This is a genomic window from Methanosarcina barkeri str. Wiesmoor, assembly GCF_000969985.1.
Classification (GTDB): Archaea; Halobacteriota; Methanosarcinia; order Methanosarcinales; family Methanosarcinaceae; genus Methanosarcina; species Methanosarcina barkeri_B.
In genome coordinates, this window is record NZ_CP009526.1 from 1446343 (window position 1) to 1463134 (window position 16792).

14 protein-coding genes and 1 pseudogene are annotated in these 16792 nt (G+C 39.4%); 2 read left to right on the forward strand and 13 right to left on the reverse strand.

Features of this window, described 5'->3' with window-relative positions; genetic code table 11:
• Positions 1-3 precede the first annotated feature (3 nt).
• The 8 genes and pseudogenes from MSBRW_RS06225 to MSBRW_RS06260 all read right to left on the reverse strand — a co-directional run bounded on the left by MSBRW_RS06225 (position 4) and on the right by MSBRW_RS06260 (position 10549).
• Positions 4-864, reverse strand: coding sequence for a class I SAM-dependent methyltransferase (locus tag MSBRW_RS06225; RefSeq protein WP_048103063.1), 861 nt, complete (start codon positions 862-864; stop codon positions 4-6).
• On the reverse strand, positions 842-2530 hold the full coding sequence (locus tag MSBRW_RS06230; RefSeq protein ID WP_011308474.1) for an ABC transporter substrate-binding protein: 1689 nt from the start codon (positions 2528-2530) through the stop codon (positions 842-844). The genes MSBRW_RS06225 and MSBRW_RS06230 overlap by 23 nt, the downstream gene beginning before the upstream one ends.
• A gap of 432 nt (positions 2531-2962) precedes the next feature.
• A pseudogene (locus tag MSBRW_RS06235) lies at positions 2963-3208 on the reverse strand (hypothetical protein); the annotation flags it as partial.
• Between the two features lie 232 nt (positions 3209-3440).
• Entirely contained in the window at positions 3441-3911 is a 471-nt protein-coding gene (locus MSBRW_RS06240) for a universal stress protein (protein ID WP_011308473.1), read from the reverse strand.
• 942 nt (positions 3912-4853) lie between these two features.
• Positions 4854-5870, reverse strand: a complete 1017-nt coding sequence (locus MSBRW_RS06245; RefSeq protein ID WP_011308472.1) for a type II glyceraldehyde-3-phosphate dehydrogenase — start codon at positions 5868-5870, stop codon at positions 4854-4856.
• 324 nt (positions 5871-6194) lie between these two features.
• Positions 6195-6743, reverse strand: a complete 549-nt coding sequence (locus tag MSBRW_RS06250; RefSeq protein ID WP_011308471.1) for a rubrerythrin family protein — start codon at positions 6741-6743, stop codon at positions 6195-6197.
• A gap of 497 nt (positions 6744-7240) precedes the next feature.
• Positions 7241-8482, reverse strand: coding sequence for a phosphoglycerate kinase (locus MSBRW_RS06255; protein ID WP_011308470.1), 1242 nt, complete (start codon positions 8480-8482; stop codon positions 7241-7243).
• Between the two features lie 714 nt (positions 8483-9196).
• Positions 9197-10549 carry a dihydrolipoyl dehydrogenase family protein gene (locus tag MSBRW_RS06260; protein WP_011308469.1) on the reverse strand — a complete coding sequence of 451 codons (1353 nt, stop codon included), beginning with the start codon at positions 10547-10549 and terminating at the stop codon, positions 9197-9199.
• Between the two features lie 1392 nt (positions 10550-11941).
• Here MSBRW_RS06260 and MSBRW_RS06265 point away from each other — a divergent pair.
• Positions 11942-12796 (forward strand): MerR family transcriptional regulator, encoded by an 855-nt coding sequence (locus MSBRW_RS06265; protein WP_048103061.1) that lies wholly within the window; start codon positions 11942-11944, stop codon positions 12794-12796.
• A 106-nt stretch (positions 12797-12902) separates the two neighbouring features.
• Here MSBRW_RS06265 and MSBRW_RS06270 read toward each other — a convergent pair whose 3' ends face one another.
• The 4 genes from MSBRW_RS06270 to MSBRW_RS06285 form a co-directional block, all read right to left on the reverse strand.
• Positions 12903-13775 carry a nicotianamine synthase gene (locus MSBRW_RS06270; protein ID WP_011308467.1) on the reverse strand — a complete coding sequence of 291 codons (873 nt, stop codon included), beginning with the start codon at positions 13773-13775 and terminating at the stop codon, positions 12903-12905.
• Positions 13776-13962: 187 nt separating this feature from the next.
• Complete coding sequence (locus MSBRW_RS06275) at positions 13963-14256, reverse strand: ArsR/SmtB family transcription factor (RefSeq protein WP_011308466.1); 294 nt, start codon at positions 14254-14256, stop codon at positions 13963-13965.
• 73 nt (positions 14257-14329) lie between these two features.
• Entirely contained in the window at positions 14330-14545 is a 216-nt protein-coding gene (locus tag MSBRW_RS06280; RefSeq protein ID WP_011308465.1) for a hypothetical protein, read from the reverse strand.
• Positions 14546-15000: 455 nt separating this feature from the next.
• Entirely contained in the window at positions 15001-15456 is a 456-nt protein-coding gene (locus MSBRW_RS06285) for a PepSY domain-containing protein (RefSeq protein WP_011308464.1), read from the reverse strand.
• A 507-nt stretch (positions 15457-15963) separates the two neighbouring features.
• Between MSBRW_RS06285 and MSBRW_RS23795 the strand changes: the two genes are divergently transcribed.
• The gene (locus MSBRW_RS23795) at positions 15964-16092 is read left to right on the forward strand and encodes a hypothetical protein (RefSeq protein ID WP_268990287.1); all 129 of its coding nucleotides are present in this window, start codon (positions 15964-15966) and stop codon (positions 16090-16092) included.
• A 24-nt stretch (positions 16093-16116) separates the two neighbouring features.
• Here MSBRW_RS23795 and MSBRW_RS06290 read toward each other — a convergent pair whose 3' ends face one another.
• Complete coding sequence (locus MSBRW_RS06290; protein ID WP_011308463.1) at positions 16117-16791, reverse strand: ABC transporter ATP-binding protein; 675 nt, start codon at positions 16789-16791, stop codon at positions 16117-16119.
• Position 16792 lies beyond the last annotated feature (1 nt).

A 16792-nucleotide genomic window follows, 5' to 3' on the forward strand; every position in this document is an offset into this window, starting at 1 on the left:
CAATCATCTGCCGTTAACTTCCCAAACCATCATACCGGTATATACATCAGACTCAGAACGGTAGATTCCATCTGGAGAGGCATTTTGATAATAATCCCTTATTTTCTGCTTTGTTTCATCATCAAAATCCCGGTCCCGTCCAATGAACCCTATTGTCTGTTCTGCCGTTTCTTTCCAGTTTAGTTCATCCTTCCATTCGGAATGGTTGATCCGAAGCGATGGCTTGTAGCCTGAGAGGTAAAGATACATGAATGGATAAATTATGCCGTTCATGTTATTCTCGGATTTTTCACCAAGTATCGAACTCCTGATATCACGATATGCCCTGTCCTCTTCTCTTCTCAGAAAATTACTGTAATAACAGAGATTTTTCGAGCACGCCATCATTTTGTCAAAACTTTCGATATCCTTTACTCCGGGGGTCATGGATGCAATTACCAGGTCAAATTCATTCCGAAACCCAAGCTCGTCTATGTCTGCGGTCCACCAGGAGCATTCAACGATATCTACCGGAAGAGACTCTTTTTTTACAGAATCTTTCAGTCTGTCAAGCATTCCTGATGAGATATCAAGTGCTGTCACCTCTGCTCCAAGCTTTGAAAGAGGGAGAGTGAGAGTGCCGGGTCCGCACCCGATATCCAGGGCTCTGGAACCTTCCGGATTAAATCCGGCTTCTTCAAGGAGTTCGAGAATCTCATCGGTTCTCTTCTTTCTGTTATCTTTTTCAATGTTATTGGCATAGTTCCCAGAACGTTTGTTCCAGAACGCTGCCATCCTGCCCTCATCCTGGAGCATCCCACTAGTTGTAGCTTTTTTCCAGCAGTCGATCAGGTTATCAATGTTATCTTTTTGCTGCAATTCCATCCCTCTCTAAATACGAAAGAATATTGTGTGTTCTTGCATGGTGATCGTACCTATTCATCCAGCCGTCATATTTTGAAATGCGCCATACATCATATGATGTAGTATAATAGAGCGGTATTGCGGGTACATCATTAGCAAGCACGGTCTGCATATTGTATACTATTTCTTTCCGTTTATCATCGTTCAATTCCTGTAATTCCTGAGCACCAAGATCATTCAGGGTATCGTTGTGGTAACCAAATACTGCTGCTCCAGATGATACACTTCCTGACTGTGCACCTGTGTCACAGTATCTTGTACGGAGATAATCTGCATCCTGTCCCCAGCCGCCAAAGCCGCTGATCGCAAGTTCAAAGTCTCCGCTCTTTAGATTGGCATCACGGGATTTGCTCTCAAGGGCTTTTACCTGAACGTCAATTCCTACTTCATTTAGTCTCTCTTTTATAAGTTCGCCGATACGGACTTCGCTATTGCCAGCAGCAGATGATCCAAGAGATAATACATATGACAGTTTTTCCCCGTTTTTATCACGTATCCCATCCCCATCTGTGTCAGTCCATCCGGCTTCTTCAAGCAATGCTCGGGCTTTATCCGGATTGTAGTCATATTTCGGCTGGTCAGAGTTATACCAGATATGGTCTTCAGGGAGTATGCCCATTTTACCGGCTTTCCCTGCACCTCTTGCGATCTTTTCCACCAGTTCATCGCGATCAATGGCGTAAGCAAAGGCCTGCCTTATTCTACTGTCATTCAGCTCAGGACAGTTTTTCATATTGAAATAAAACTGGTAACCCCAGAAAGCCGGCTGCTGGACTATTCTTATATCAGAATCTGATTTGAACCGGTCAAGAGTATCAGGCGATATACTTGTGAAATCTATTTGTCCTTGTTCAAAAGCTATTAATGAGTCGCTGACCGGAATAAATTCAACGGCTTTAACGGCAGGTTCCGGTCCCCAGAAATTCTCATTTACTACAAACCGATATGTTCCATGCTCTTTGTTGTACTCATCAAGAATGAACGGGCCAGTACCGATGACTGCTTCTGGGTCAAGGAAACTGGTAGGATCGGAGACATTTTTATAGATATGCTCAGGTATGATTTTGAAACTCGTGACCTTATAAATAAATGGAGAAGCAGGCTGCGTGAGTACGAACTTGACGGTACTGGAATTCACGACCTGAACATTATCTATAATACCGGACTCAATTCCACCTGATATGGGTACATTTTTCTGCTCATAATCAAAAGTAAATTTAACATCATTTGCCGTAAAAGGCACTCCATCGCTCCAGTTGACACCGTCACGGAGATAAACTGTATATTCTGTTCCATTTGAATTGGCATCCCAGCTTTCAGCCAGCCAGGGAATTATACCTTTTTCATCCCTTTCGAACAGACTGTCAAAGATCATTCCAACTTTTGATGACCCAGGACCTCTCGGATATATCGAAAATGGCTGTGGATAGCCATAATCCCCGCCGCTTAGATTAACAACATTCACATACTTTGATCCGTCGGAAGGGTTCTCAACCAATGTTCCGGTCTGATCAGAAGCGTTTTCAGCCGATGTCCCGGCCTGAGGGCTGTCCTTATTAGCGCAGCCCGCCGTTATTAAAATCAGGGCTGTCAAGAAAATAGAAAATAATAACTTTTTTTTCTCCATCACAGAACTCCTTATTTTGTGAATTTAGCCTACCTAACCACCTGTAATATGAATAACGATATTAACAACACGTAGGTGTTATTATCTGAATATATAAGAGTGTTACGAAATGTACTTAAAATAAAAAGACTTTATTAAAATACACTCTGAAAAAATAGATATTAATTTGACAAGAACTCCTTAAAACAAATTCAATCCTTTCAATACAGTTCTTGCCAAAAAAGAATTACTTTCACTACTTTCACTGAACTTTCACCCAGAATTATAAGTATACATACATAACCCAAAGAATACTCAGGGCTCTTCAGAAATCTTGGAAAAAATACAAAAAACAATCAAAATTGTAGAAGTTTGTGAATATAAATCCTTGATAGAACCCGGAAAGAAGCTCCTCTGAAAATTTTTCAAAGCCAGCTTATAGAGTTTACGATTTTACTCTGGCAAAGAGGATGTAAATATTCTTGCAATCTTTCCCGCATTCAATATCTTCAATGGATTATGGAACTTCATCACCAAAATGAAACCATGAAGTGAAATTTTATGAAATTTCATAAATTTTATTTTGTACGACAACAGAATAAGCATTGCAAGCATAATCAATGCCATATGATGATGCCATGCATTCCAGCTTCTCACCATGTATTCAGACATTCCACAATAGCCTTTTACATCAAGGTAATCAATACAGGAAAATAACACAATGAGTTTTTGTTTGAAAACAGGAGTCAAGATGTTTCTCTGAAATGTATTTTTTTACAGAAATATTATTTGACTTGATGAAGGTATCTGTTATTTGTTTCATTAAACTAAATTTATTAAGGAAAAATCAGGACTTCACGGTTGACGTGAAAAGGAAATGTGACAAAGTCAAGGTAGATAAAACAATCAGATTCACAACTTATTAGAAAAATTATTTTTCTTTTTCGATAGCTTCTCCCCTTACGACAAGTACTTTTACATTAGATTGTCTAATCACATTTTCAGCTACACTTCCAATCAAAAATCTGTGGACTCCAGTTCTTCCTTGTGTGCCTATTACGATAAGATCAATGTTGTTTTCTTCTGCAAAATCGACAATTTCTTCTGCAGGGTTTCCTTCAAGAATTATAGATTCAACCTTAACGTTTGCAGCTCTTCCGACATTCTCAACATAACTTGTTGCGTCCTTACCTTCTGCTATGAGCTGATCTTTAATTGCCTTATTCCATTCTTTATTTCTAGACTGAATTAATGAATCATAACCTCCCAGTTCGATAACATGCACAGCATAAAGCCTTGCCTCGCTTAGTTTTGCAACTTCAACTGCTGCAAAAACTGCTTTTCTTACTCGTTCCGAACCGTCAGTTGCGACCATTATATTCCTGAAAACAGTATTTTTCATGTCAAACTCCCCTTTCCTTTCTCCTTTCCTTTCCTTTCCCCTTTCCTTTCTCCTTTCCTTTCTCTTTTCCTTTCCCCTTTCCTTTCCCCTTTCCTTTTCATTCTTATGTAAATTATAGGACAATAATCACTTATATATCATCAAGGGAAATGAATATATTAAAGTCAGCCAACTTACTTCATAAATCCAGATAGAACTTATGTACCTAGAACTTATGTACCTAGAACTTATACAACTAGAACTTATACACCTCAAAAGCAAAATAAAACATATGCATGTATATTATAACCTATTGTTCAATTATAGACCACTATTAAGCCGTTAAACTTCTTATGCAATTGATTTTCCAGTTTAAGTTCTCGTATTACATCTTTTTTGAAAATTGAAAGCGATTTTATCATTAAAATCCAACATGCTGAAATAAGTATTACTTCATGAGTTTTATATTGAGGAATTAAGATAATACAGACACTGAAGCGAAAGTTCCTCATAATATGTCAAATATCGAAAGGTGCAGGTGTTTACAACGTCTTCAAAAGGGCATATTTTAGATTATTTGAGTTTTACTTACGAGGTATCCTCTTCAAATTTAGTGGACATCTCTCATTTTTACTTTACATTACTGATTCTCAATTTTTGGTAAATCCAGAATAGGACTACACGGTTGAATTTTTTTCCGTAGATCATATTAAGGCTATGTAGATGTCTTCTGAAATAACGAGTTCCATTAAATTGAAATGAGTAGACACTTCTTTGTTTGGCTGTTTTCAGCCACCTGGAATTAAGTTAGACGGATTTAGACAGATTTTTTACAAATCCCTGGTTTTCAAATACAATCTCCTGAATTTTAATAATAGGACTCAAGAGATTCAGATTAAATCTCCAGAAGTCTCCAGAGTCCTTAAAAACTCAATCTTCATAGATACTTTGATCCTCACAACCTTACTTGTTATACAGTCCAATAGCCTTATTTGTCTTTTCAATTGACTTTGCACCGTCGCTTTCAAGTTCCATCATAGCTCTTATAGCATCCACGTTCTCTGGAACGACGATAGACTCCTGATGGACAGCATGGAAGAAGTAAAGCTCTTTATCGGTCACTGTAATAGATTCAGGCCAGATACAGAGCTCCCACATATCGTGTCTGGGGCGCCCAATATCCCGTGCAAATTCAATTATCTCAGCTGTTGAAGTAATCCCCTGCCCTACTAAACGGATCCTGGACTGAGAACCAAAGATATTCTTAACGTCTTCTGCAGTGCAATCCTTATTGACTTCCATATTTACAGTGTGCACATGCATCAGAGTCGTTGGGACTTTTATAGCTGCAGTCGTTATGTTAATGTGTGGAAGCACACTCCTTACGTCCGGTCCGTGGTGAGACGGAAGTTTAACCGGGTTAAGTACGATTGCATCAACAGGTCCTTTTTTAATTTCGTTGGGATCAACTGCCCTTCTTGAGAGACTGGCTCTTACCTTATTTACTCCGAGTTCTCTGTCTATAGTTGAAATAGCCCTGCAAAGTGCTGTAGTATTACACGAGACAACTCTTGTCAGGTCGCGGCCTACAGCCTGTTCGTAATTACTCTCTGCATTAAAGGAAAAACCCGCAATGGGGTGACTCTCTCCTCCCTGCCAGATTGCCTTTATCCCTACTTTCTCATAAATAGGCTTATTTTTTTCCCCAATTCCCCCTGGAGTGCAGTCCACAACCAGGTCAGCTTTCTCTAGCATCTCTTCAATACTTCCAGCTGCTGGCATTCCTGCTTTCTCAAAAGCTTCGAGATTTGCAGCTGGGGCATATATGTCATATCCTAGCCGATGTGCCACTGCTGCCTCATAATTCGGTTTTGTCTTGGAAATTCCGACAACTTCCATATCGTCCTGAGCCCTAACGGCGTCTGCAACCCTTTTTCCTATAGTTCCGTAACCGTTTACCGCAATTTTTGCTTTAGCCATTGTTATCCTGTCCTTTTAATTACCATATCTTAGGACTTACACACTTAATGTCCAAAATCAGGCACAATAGATGCGAGGTCAAATTTGCTTCTCAGGCAGTCAAAGGTTAACAACATCAAGTTCTCAGTTTAACTGCTAACTTCTATGTTCAGTTCAGGAAATTCTAAGTGAGATCTTCTATCAGATCCTATCCGAAAGATGTTGGTTCATGTTCTATAACTTATAAAACCGGCATAATGTACAAACCGCATAATCGATCTTGTAGACAAAGTATCAGACAATGTATAACTTTTCGAATGGTCATTTTGATTTTCGGATTAGCTCTTATTCAAATGCTGTAAACTGTTCTTTCAATGCGCCACATATGGGACATACATCGGGTGCATCTCCTTCAAGGGTATATCCACATACCTCGCAAACCTGAATAGGACCTAATTCTGGATCTTTTCCTGAGTTCACCGATTCTAGAGCTTTTTCATAAAGCATCTTATGCATTTTTTCAGTACCCCAGGACCATTCAAAACTTCTTTGTGCATCTTTTTCTTCTTGGAATTTTGCTACTTCAATATATGCAGGATACATTTCCTCGATTTCATATGTTTCACCAGCAATGGCCAGCTTAAGGTTTTTCCTGGTATCACCCGGTCCAAAAACTGCCATACTATTTGCGACAAATCCCCCATCGAGGTGTTTTAACTCTCTATAATGGTCTCCTGCATGTACATATTCAGCATGAGCGATTGCGCGGAACAAACGAGCTACATTGTTAAGTTTTTCGGTTTCAGCTTGATTTGCGAAATGCGCATACCTCATATATGCCTGACTTTCTCCCCCAAACGCATTGATGAGATTCTGCTGTGTCATCATTCTCATTTGAAGCCCCCCTTTTCAATAAGTTTAATAATCTTGTGTCTTTAGGACTTGCGTATTTTAGAGCAAAAAAGCATGAGTTAACTGCTGCAATACAATAATTAAAAAATTTTTTAATATCTCACGCTAATATCTCATGCTATTTTTTTCAGTTTACTGCGTAAGCCCTGAATCATTTGCATTTGGATATAAATAAATAAAATGTCATAGAATACAAAGCCTTTTGCATCAGTTAATTGTCTAAAAAGTAAGTAATCAAGGAGTTCTTTGAAGAAATAAAAGTAAGTAACCAAGGAGTTCTTTGAGGAAATATAAGTTTGATTCACACAGTTGAATTGAGAAATAATGGAATAAAATTTCAAGCTACCTGAGTTGGCATGCTTGAATTGACAGATATTTGACAATATAATTGACTTTTCTATGCTTTGATAGAGTTTATGCCTTCTTCGCATTTCAAGGTCGTGAATCGTACATATAAAAAGACAGCTTGTATAGACCTTTTAACCTTGATGGTACCTGAATGCATTTTTTTTCAGAGCTGTGATTCCTGGCAAGGGCTCGCCAGAGATATAGGTTATACTTGCACCTCCACCCATGCTTATATGAGAAAATTTAGAGCCCAGACCGAGTTGATCAATGGCATCTAAGGTATGCCCTCCTCCTGCGACAGAATAGCTTGCTTGAGCCGCAGCCTTAAGAAGTTCATCCGTACCAAGCCTGAAATTATCTAGTTCAAAAATACCGGTTGGGCCATGAAAAACACATAGTTTTGCTTCCTTAAGATATTTGGAATAATTTTCGATGGTCTCTCGGCCAATATCAGCTATTGGAAGATTTCCTTTTTTTATCTTGTCCACTTCGACTTCTTGACGTTCTCCACCACTGTTTAACGCTACATCCTGAGGCACGATGATCTTGCCTGAGTAATCCTTGAGTAGCTTGGAAGCAATCGAAATCTGGTCCATATATTTCTTATCTTCAATGAATTTCCTGTTGACCTCGCTTACATCGACGCCCATTGCCATCATAAATATTGTAGCTACTACCCCTGTGGTAAGGATCTTATCAGCTCCAGCCCGTTTGAGAATATTAGAAATCGCCTTTATGGAGTCGTTGGCTTTCGCTCCTCCCAGTATGAAGATTGCTGGGTGCTCACGACATTTCAAGGCTTTATCCAAGCCTGTAATTTCCTTATCCATAAGTATGCCAGCAACGCTAGGCAAGACTTCTGTAAACCCTACCACAGAACACTGAGATCTGTGAGAAACTGAAAAAGCATCGTTTATAAAGAGATCAAATAGTGGATACAACTTCTTGACCATCTGGCTTTTAGCCTGTTTCTCAGGCGGGCGGTTCGTGATCTCTTCGGCATTGAAACGCGTGTTCTCAAGGAGCAGGATCTCTCCCTGGGCAAGGGATTTTATAGCATTCCTTGCGCATGAGCTGAATATATCATCCTCGTAGGTTACTTCTCGACCCAAAAGCTCTGTTGCCAGCTTTGCATGGGCTTCCAGGGTGGTATAGTCTTCATCTCCAGGTCGACCCTGATGAGACATCAGGACCACTTTTGAGTGCTCCAGGGACTGCAACGTAGGCAAATGGCTCTTAATTTTCTTATCGTCCAGGATGTTTCCATTATCATCCATTGGTGAGTTAAAGTCCACCCTTACAAGTACTCTTTTATTGTCCAGTACGACATCACTCATCGTCAAATAATCCTTTCCAGTTATTTTCTGAGACATATAGTACCCCCTTTACATGTAGTGGAAATCTCTAAATTTTAGTCCAATTCATTTTTTTCTCTGATTGGTTTAGCAGAGGTATTTTCAACGCATTTTTTATTCTGATCAGTTTTGCCAGAGATATTATCTTAAATATATTTTCTAGATGTCCAGTTCCTGTTTAGATCAGAAACGGAGTGATCTAACTCAGAGGCTAATTTGCTCCCCACCTTACATCTGATTTTATCGAACTCGCAGAGTTTCCCCGTAATAATCTCGATATAGGTCCAGAAAAGCCTCAAGTTTTTCCTGATGTAAGCACTATAGTGAAGGTGTATTTACTCGGATTTTTTCTGATGATAAAGCATATAGTGAAGGTATATTTACTCGGATTATAGTGAGGCTATATTTACTCGAATTATAGTGAAGCTATATTTACTCGGTTTTGTCTGTCTCACCATTGACGGCCATTTAAGTAGTTTACATTATCCTCAGGCCAAAAAATGCCATAGGTTGCGGCAAATCCCCCAATCTGCCGCAAATACATTAACTTAGAGATTTTGCGATTTCATGCTGTTGTTTTCAGTTCGTTGCGTAAGCCTTAATCTCTTTTGCATTTGGATTTAGAGAATAAAAGCCTTTTTGGTTTGAAGAAAGCATTCAAGTAGTTGCTTTGAATGACGCCATCATGTCTAAGAAGTTCACCTTCAAGAATCAAGTCCTGTCGGAAAATATTTACAACATATAACGAATGTCCGAACATGTAGTAGGATAAGTAAAGACCAGTTTTTTTATGTCCGAAGCTTTGAGTCCAAGCCGTATTACAGCAGCGAAAATATTGATAGCTTCTTCAGCATTTGGACCCAGGATATAAGCTCCCACTATACGGTTATTTGCTTCATCAATAATTACCTTTGAAGCTGCAAACTCCATTCCTGCTTTTCGGGTTGTGTACCAGTTGCTTCTGTCCTGGTAAATCACTTTATATTTGTCACTGTTTTTAGAGGCACTGGTTCCTACTGAAGCTAGGACAGGTATTGCATGAACTGCACTTGGAACACCTGTATAGTCCACTTCGAGACTATTCTCGTTAAGGATGTTAGCTGCTGCAACTTCTCCTTGAAGAGCTGCTACAGAATTAAGTTTCAGACTCTCTGATGTACAGTCTCCACCTGCATAGATTCGAGGGTTTGAGGTTCTCATGTACTTATCGACTACAATAGCTCCCTTTTCAATCTTAATCCCGGCTTTCTCAAGATGAAGCTCCTCTATATTCGGAACGCGGCCTGCTCCATGAATTACCATATCCGCACGGAAGCTCTGAGTTTCTGACTCGGTTCCTGATTTGGAACCAGTTCTAACCAGAAAGCCATTAGCGTCTTTTTCGATTGAAGCTACTGGTTTATTCATAAGAATCTTAATTCCTGCGGCTTCGGTCGCTTTTATAAGCAAATTCACCATGTCAACATCAGAGTGCCTCAGGAGCCTTTCACTTCTGTGCAGAATTGTAACCTCTGACATGGCTCTTCGTGCAACATGAGCGAACTCTAAGGAGATGTGACCGCCTCCGATAAAGATAATTCTTTCAGGGAGCTTTTCGGTTTTCATAAACTCTTCACTTGTGGTAACATACTCTTCTCCGGAAATGTTGAGTTTTCTAGGTTTTGAACCTGTAGCAAGAAAAATATATTCTCCTTTAATTTTGTCTTCCCCGGCAACGATTGTGTTTTGATTTTCAAAATAAGCTTTCCCGTGGTATGTATCGATTCCCATTTCAACAAAATGGTTCTCAATTCTTCCAGGACATTCTTTCGTAACTTTCCCTTTGAATTCAATAAGAGAAGGCCAGTCAATTTTTAATGGATAATTTGTCCCTACACCTTTCTCTATTAATCGATTATTTGAATCAGTAACCCCGGCGAGATCTGTGAACATCTTTTTTGTATCACAGCCTCTGGGAGGAGAAATCCCACCATATTCTCCCGAGTCGATAATAGCTATTTTTAATCCTGAATGTGCCACTTTATCCGCAAGGGTTCTGCCCGCAGTTCCAGTTCCAATAATTATAATATCGTAGTCCTTTTCCATAATGCCCCCATTCCCCTATGTCCTCTCTTCTTCTAGCCCACGTGCTTTCTGAAAAAAATAGTAAAAAGCTATCCCCTACGCAAATTTATATTGAATTTATTATATTAAAAGATGGTTAATTAACGAGTCTATCTCGAAACTCAAAATTTGACTTTTGAATCTCGTATCTGGAACAGTAAATCTCGTATCTTATTGTATCCTGAAATGAGTTCGCATATTCAGAAACACTTGAGAGTTCGATATGCGATACAACAACAGGTGACGCAAACGGTTAAAAAAGCTAAACACTGAGTAAATTCCAATTCCATTTTAGTACTTTAGAACGATCATGTAAAAGAAATAAATATGTAAAAGAAAGAAATCAGAAGTTGAAGTAAAACAGCGAGTCATCTGCATACGATATATAACTGCAATAAGAGAAATTAAAAAAGCGAAATAATGTTGGGATAAAACAGCCAGTGCCCACGGTTTTCAGGCAATCAAACCGGGTCACAGATGAACAACGCGTGGCATACATAATTTAAATTCTTCTATATAGTATATATCCAAAAAATATATAACGGATTTGATTTATTTCTAATTTAGAAGGTCCAGTGAGTCGATCAAACAACATCGTAGCTCACAAAAGACATCTCAATAGGTGATTGATTTTTATTTCCACAATAGCTTCATCCGAAAAAGTACCTCATATCGATCGACACCGGTACCTTCAAATTCTTTTTTCCGTATAGTTTCTCTTCAATCTATCTAAGTCCTCCTTTTTCGTTTTTTCTATGACCTTGCCAGCGGCAGCGGTAGTCAGCACCGTTACCGGCACTACCATTGAGACAGATCAGAGCCCCCACTCTTATTTTATTTTCAATCTAGGCGATGGCGGTGAACCAAAAAAATATGATCTTGATTTTTAGACAACAATCTTGATTTTCGACAACAATCTTGATTTTTGGATAACAATTTTGATCTTTAGATCACAAAAAAGACTTCCTATCTCCAGTTCGTGATTTTATAAAGTTTTTTCCGTGTTAGGTTTGGAATTTATATTTTGGAGCCATTCTATGATTATAGGGTCTGTGGTTAACTCTATAACTTTCACACTTATTTTTATTATTTTAAAGATATATTACTCTTATGTATCAAAGACCAGTAGATTAGATTTCAATCGGTAAGTTTTCTTTCATGATCCGTCTCTCGCAAAAATCTACAGGTCTCAAAAATCTACAGATATTATACCGTTTTCCAGTTGGAGCAGGGAATGAAAATCAAAACCCTGTACGTCCTTGGATTTTCCAAGGAGGAAATACATATACATTCTACCACCTTAACGCGGAAGTCTCCCCCAGGGAAAAGTAAGGTTGTTTATCTAATTTCAGGGCGATTACTGAATTGAGCAAGATGTCAGTAGATCAAATTCCAATCGGTAAGTTTTCTTTCATGACTCGCCTCTCACAAAAAGCACTCCGTCTCTATGACCGGAAAGGGCTGCTTGTTCCGGAAGCAAAGGACCCTTTTACGGGATACAGGTACTATACCGTTTCCCAGCTGGAACAGGGAATGAAAATTAAAACTCTATGCTTCCTCGGATTTTCCTTGGAAGAAATTTCCCTGTTTCTGGATGCGGAAAGCAAAGGAGACTTCGAGTACATAGGAACAGGCTTCAGGAAGAGACTTGAGCAAACTCGACTGGAAATAGGACAGCTGCAAAGGATCGAAGGGATCTTGCAGGGCGCCTGCAAACACAATGGAAAAGTTATGGAGTTATTCAAAATGTCTATTACAGAACCCGTTATAAAGGAAATACCCGAGATGCGAGTAATAAGCAAGCGTGAAAAAGGAACTTTTGTGGCAACTATTGGAAAACTTATAGGTGAAATCTGCACAAGTGTCGGCAGCCCTGAAAACCAGCGAAACCGTGTAAAAGTTACAGGTCCTGTTATGTTCCTCTGCCATGATGAAGAATACAAAGAAATAGGGGCTGATATCGAGATCGCCCTGCCTGTATCTGGCAGGATCTCAGTCGAAGACCCGAAAATGGAAGTGAAAACACTGCCTGCTATAAGAGCTATCTCAGTGGTCTACCGGGGCCCGTATCCGGGAGTCGAAGCTGGTTACAACCAGATTTTCTCGTATGCCAGAGAGAATAACCTGGAAACCTTGAGCCCTGACAGAGAATTGTATTTCAATAGCCCTGAAGAAGTTCCTGAAGAAGAGCTTATGACTGAAATTCAGGTCCCGATAAGGGAGAAGTAATCCGTTAGAATAGACGGTTAATAATCTATAAAAATAATCTATAAAAATAATCTATAAAAATAATCTATAAAAATAATCTGTTTAATAGTCTGTTAATAGTCTGTTACTACTCCGGAATTCCGGAGCAATTAATCTTTTTTTCTAGAAAAATGACTGTGTTATATGCGGGAGGTTCGGGCCGGATTCGTTTATATTCCCTGTAACCGTCTGGCAAATCAAGCAGAAAGTCCCGGTTTAGCAATTTCATTAAGCCTTTTTCGTAAATTCTGTAAGAAATCCTACAGCCTGACGGTATTACTTTTAGTAAATAATCGAGAATTTCTTTTTTAGGTCCAGCCTGGGCAGCTATAATGAAAGCCTTTACTCCGGTAGCAGGATCTAGGAAATCAATTGGGTTCATGGAGAGGTGACTCCCATTAATTATGGTGATGTCTTTAGAAAGCCCGAGCTTATCAAGCGTTTCTATTGAAAGTCTTGCCCTTTCAGGGTTCTGCTCTATTCCTGTGCCATTTACTGCATGATATTTGAAGAAAACGATGAGCGTCAGGGGAAGAGGGCCACTCCCGAGGAAGAAAATCCTGTCCCCGGCTTTTAGCCCGAAACCTTCGTATTCTGTCTGGATCAGCCTGAGGTAATTTTTGTAAAAGGGAAATTCTTCAAGGACTACCCAGGGAGATTGGCTCGCAAGAATTTCTTTTGCATATCCGGTTTCCAGCCTCACCGTATATAAATTTCTGAACCGGTTCAGGAGAACGAAAATCGGTTCCAGTTCCTGTTTATTCAGGAGAATAGAAACTACATCACTTCCCAAATCCCGGGTGATTAAAGCATCCAGCCTCATGAACAGTTTTTCGGGCCTGTCCGAAGAGAAGGATAGGATCTCTTCATCAGAGAGTTCCCTTATGGCCTTATACAAATCGAGTATTTCTTTGAGAACAGTCTCTGAAAGCTCCAGACTCTCACCAATCGCATCAACCATACCAATCCCCAAAAAGTATTATGATGCACTTGAATATATTTCTGTTGAGAATTATCAGAGCCTGAAATTCAGAAAGCTGAGACTTATATAATTATACTGGCAGTATGATCATATTGGCAGTAAAAACTGAATAACACGAAAAAACTGAATAACACGAAAAATATAGAAATCAGGTAGAATCCAGACTTCACTCGAAAATCCGTTTTAAATCTTCCATCCCGAGAGAAACCTCAAACTCCTTTAACCGATAAAACTTCTTGGCCCTGAGATCATCATCTTCAAGTCTGAGATCACTTTCAACAAATCCGGCTTTCTCCAGGCGTTTTAAATGCAGGTTTACTACCTGCCTTGAGAGATTCAGATCCTTGGCGAGTTCGTATACATATCTCTCCCTTTCGGCCAGCAGGTAAAGCAGTTTAAGCCTTACGGGATGAGAGAGGGCCTCGCCGATATCCACGATTTGTTGAAGTGATTTTGCCATCCGGAATATCCTCGCATACTTTTGGTTGCACCTGGCCTGGAAGATTTCCAGAGCCTGCAGCAGACATAAAGCTTTAGATTTCTTCTAACTTGGATTTTATATCTTCGACTGTTTTTTTGATTTCTTCGATATCTTTTTCCATTTTGATAATTCGTTCATTATCCCTCGGAGCTGTGTACCCGGATCTGTTCAGCAGCACTACCGCCACACCTACTATAAGAAGAATGATTAGAAGATTCAGGAAAAATCCCCAGAAGGAACCAGTTATGCCATATCCCATGCCATTCAAGCTTTCCACCTCGAAAATAACAGATATTCTTGAGATTATCGGTTTTTCTTATTCTACCGACTTTTTTCTCAGATATTGCTACCATAAATATAAAAGAATATCCGGAAAAAGGTAACTGCAAATATAAAAATCCATTAGAGATTTTTGATAAAAGGGCAATAAATTGAAAAATTAACTTTCAACTTGAAGAATTAACCTGTAACTCGAAGAATTAAACGTAAATTGCAGAATTGACCTGTAACGTGAAGAATTAACCGTAAGTTGTAAGAATTGACCTGTAACGTGAAGAATTAACCGTAAGTTGTAGAATTGACCTGTAACGTGAAGAATTAACCGTAAACCGCAGAATTAACCTGTAACGCGAAGAATTAACCTGATAAATAAATAAAAAGGATAGTGTTAAGGGATAGCTTCAATACTTAATTTATATTGAAACGCTATCATCCCCAACAAGCTTATGCCCTGCAGTAGCCCTGACCTCTGCCGTATCTGTTTCCTGTCTGCGCTCCTGTGCAAACGGGATAATCGGTAAACACTTCACCACTGACGGCATCAATTCTTGCCTGCTTGTAAACTCCGTCCTCGTCCTGATAGGAAACAATCCACCAGCGACGCATCTGAGAAATGTCCTCTTTGGAAACGTTGCTGTCGATTTCTGTCTTTGCAATTTCGAGTGCTTCATCTACAGTCTTGACCTCAAGTTTCGCAGTACTATTTGAGTTGAAGTAAGGACAATCGGAAAAGTTGCCGTAACGTGGGCCAGAATCCGTGTTCCTTGCAGCCCACCTGTTCATTGACCCAGAACCATAGTTTGACCCTGCATTATCCGAAGCAACTGCACTGACTACTGCTGCTCCGGAAACCCCTATAAACAGTATTCCCAGAAGAATTGCTATAATTGATTTCCTCATTTTTACACCTTCACTCATATTTTTCTTTTGTTTGTAACCTGTAATTAACCGTAAATGCCTGTTACTACACCATATGTAGTGTTTTGGCTACATATGTAATTTAACATAACGATATATAATTTTTTTCGTGTACTGCTTGTTTTCACGAAAAGTCAGCGGTACCTTTCATTTATCCATCCTATAAGCGGCTGAACCCAGCAAAGGTTTGCAGCAATGGTTTTCAAGGGCTGTAAAAATCTGGGTTATCGGGCTAAACCCAGGAGTTATAGTTCCGAGCAGTCCGAAAGTAACAAATGTTATGTCAAAAAGTCGAGCATAAAGGAACAAATATTATGACAAAAAGTCGAGCATCTCTCTGCAAGTATAAAATGAGAGCTAAATGTAAAAAGATGAATGGATAAAGTAAGTAGAGTAAAACTCGATATCTAAAGGATGAGAAATGAGAGTAGATGACTCTACTCTCTTTGAACTTCATAGCATATCAACTATAAAGTTGGAGATATAAAGTTGGAGATAAGAATTAATTTGGGAAACCCTTTTGAAGAAAAGGGTGCCAAAGTATGTTTAAGAATTTTAAGGATTTTAAGAGATTTTGAGATTTTCTCAAACAAAATTCCAAATGTCTTGAAGCAATAATGTAGGCTTCTCCAGTTAAAACTCTCAGGAAGTAAGCTCACCATCACTTAACTTCACAACCCTATCTGCAACTCTGGCCATGTCATAGGCGTGGGTTGCAACGATAAAACTAATCTTCTGTTCTCTATTTATATCTTTCATAAGATCTGTGATTTTTTTCCCGGTAACCGAATCAAGGTTTCCAGTGGGCTCGTCGGCCAGAATAAGTCTGGGATTATTCGCAAGAGCCCTGGCTATGGCTACTCTTTGCTGTTCTCCTCCAGATAACTCCGAGGGCAGGTGATGTATTCTATCTCCAAGTCCAACAAGATCAAGAAGTTCAGTTGCTCTCTGCTTTTGTTGGGAACGGCTAATCCGATTAAAATGCATTGGATAGCAGACATTTTCCAGGGCGTCCATTGTAGATATTAAATTGAAAGCCTGGAATACAAAACCTATCGTCTGTCTATGGAGTCGGACAAGATAGGATGAATTTCTGTAGTCAACTTCGGTATCTTCTATGAAAACGCTGCCAGAAGTAGGCTGATCAAGGCAGCCAATAATGTTAAGCAGAGTGGACTTTCCGGATCCGGAAGCGCCCATGAAGGAAACAAATTCCCCTTCTTTAATTTCAACATTTACTTCCCTGAGAGCTTCTACACGCAGTCCGGAACCAAAAGTATAAAACTTTGATAGGTCTCTGGTTTCAACAATATTCATT

What these genes read in the sequence shown, in the direction of transcription:
- MSBRW_RS06225 (WP_048103063.1), bottom strand. Translation starts at nt 864, where the DNA reads ATGGAATTGCAGCAAAAAGATAACATTGATAACCTGATCGACTGCTGG.
- MSBRW_RS06230 (WP_011308474.1), bottom strand. Translation starts at nt 2,530, where the DNA reads ATGGAGAAAAAAAAGTTATTATTTTCTATTTTCTTGACAGCCCTGATT.
- MSBRW_RS06240 (WP_011308473.1), bottom strand. Translation starts at nt 3,911, where the DNA reads ATGAAAAATACTGTTTTCAGGAATATAATGGTCGCAACTGACGGTTCG.
- MSBRW_RS06245 (WP_011308472.1), bottom strand. Translation starts at nt 5,870, where the DNA reads ATGGCTAAAGCAAAAATTGCGGTAAACGGTTACGGAACTATAGGAAAA.
- MSBRW_RS06250 (WP_011308471.1), bottom strand. Translation starts at nt 6,743, where the DNA reads ATGAGAATGATGACACAGCAGAATCTCATCAATGCGTTTGGGGGAGAA.
- MSBRW_RS06255 (WP_011308470.1), bottom strand. Translation starts at nt 8,482, where the DNA reads ATGTCTCAGAAAATAACTGGAAAGGATTATTTGACGATGAGTGATGTC.
- MSBRW_RS06260 (WP_011308469.1), bottom strand. Translation starts at nt 10,549, where the DNA reads ATGGAAAAGGACTACGATATTATAATTATTGGAACTGGAACTGCGGGC.
- MSBRW_RS06265 (WP_048103061.1), top strand. Translation starts at nt 11,942, where the DNA reads ATGTCAGTAGATCAAATTCCAATCGGTAAGTTTTCTTTCATGACTCGC.
- MSBRW_RS06270 (WP_011308467.1), bottom strand. Translation starts at nt 13,775, where the DNA reads ATGGTTGATGCGATTGGTGAGAGTCTGGAGCTTTCAGAGACTGTTCTC.
- MSBRW_RS06275 (WP_011308466.1), bottom strand. Translation starts at nt 14,256, where the DNA reads ATGGCAAAATCACTTCAACAAATCGTGGATATCGGCGAGGCCCTCTCT.
- MSBRW_RS06285 (WP_011308464.1), bottom strand. Translation starts at nt 15,456, where the DNA reads ATGAGGAAATCAATTATAGCAATTCTTCTGGGAATACTGTTTATAGGG.
- MSBRW_RS06290 (WP_011308463.1), bottom strand. Translation starts at nt 16,791, where the DNA reads ATGAATATTGTTGAAACCAGAGACCTATCAAAGTTTTATACTTTTGGT.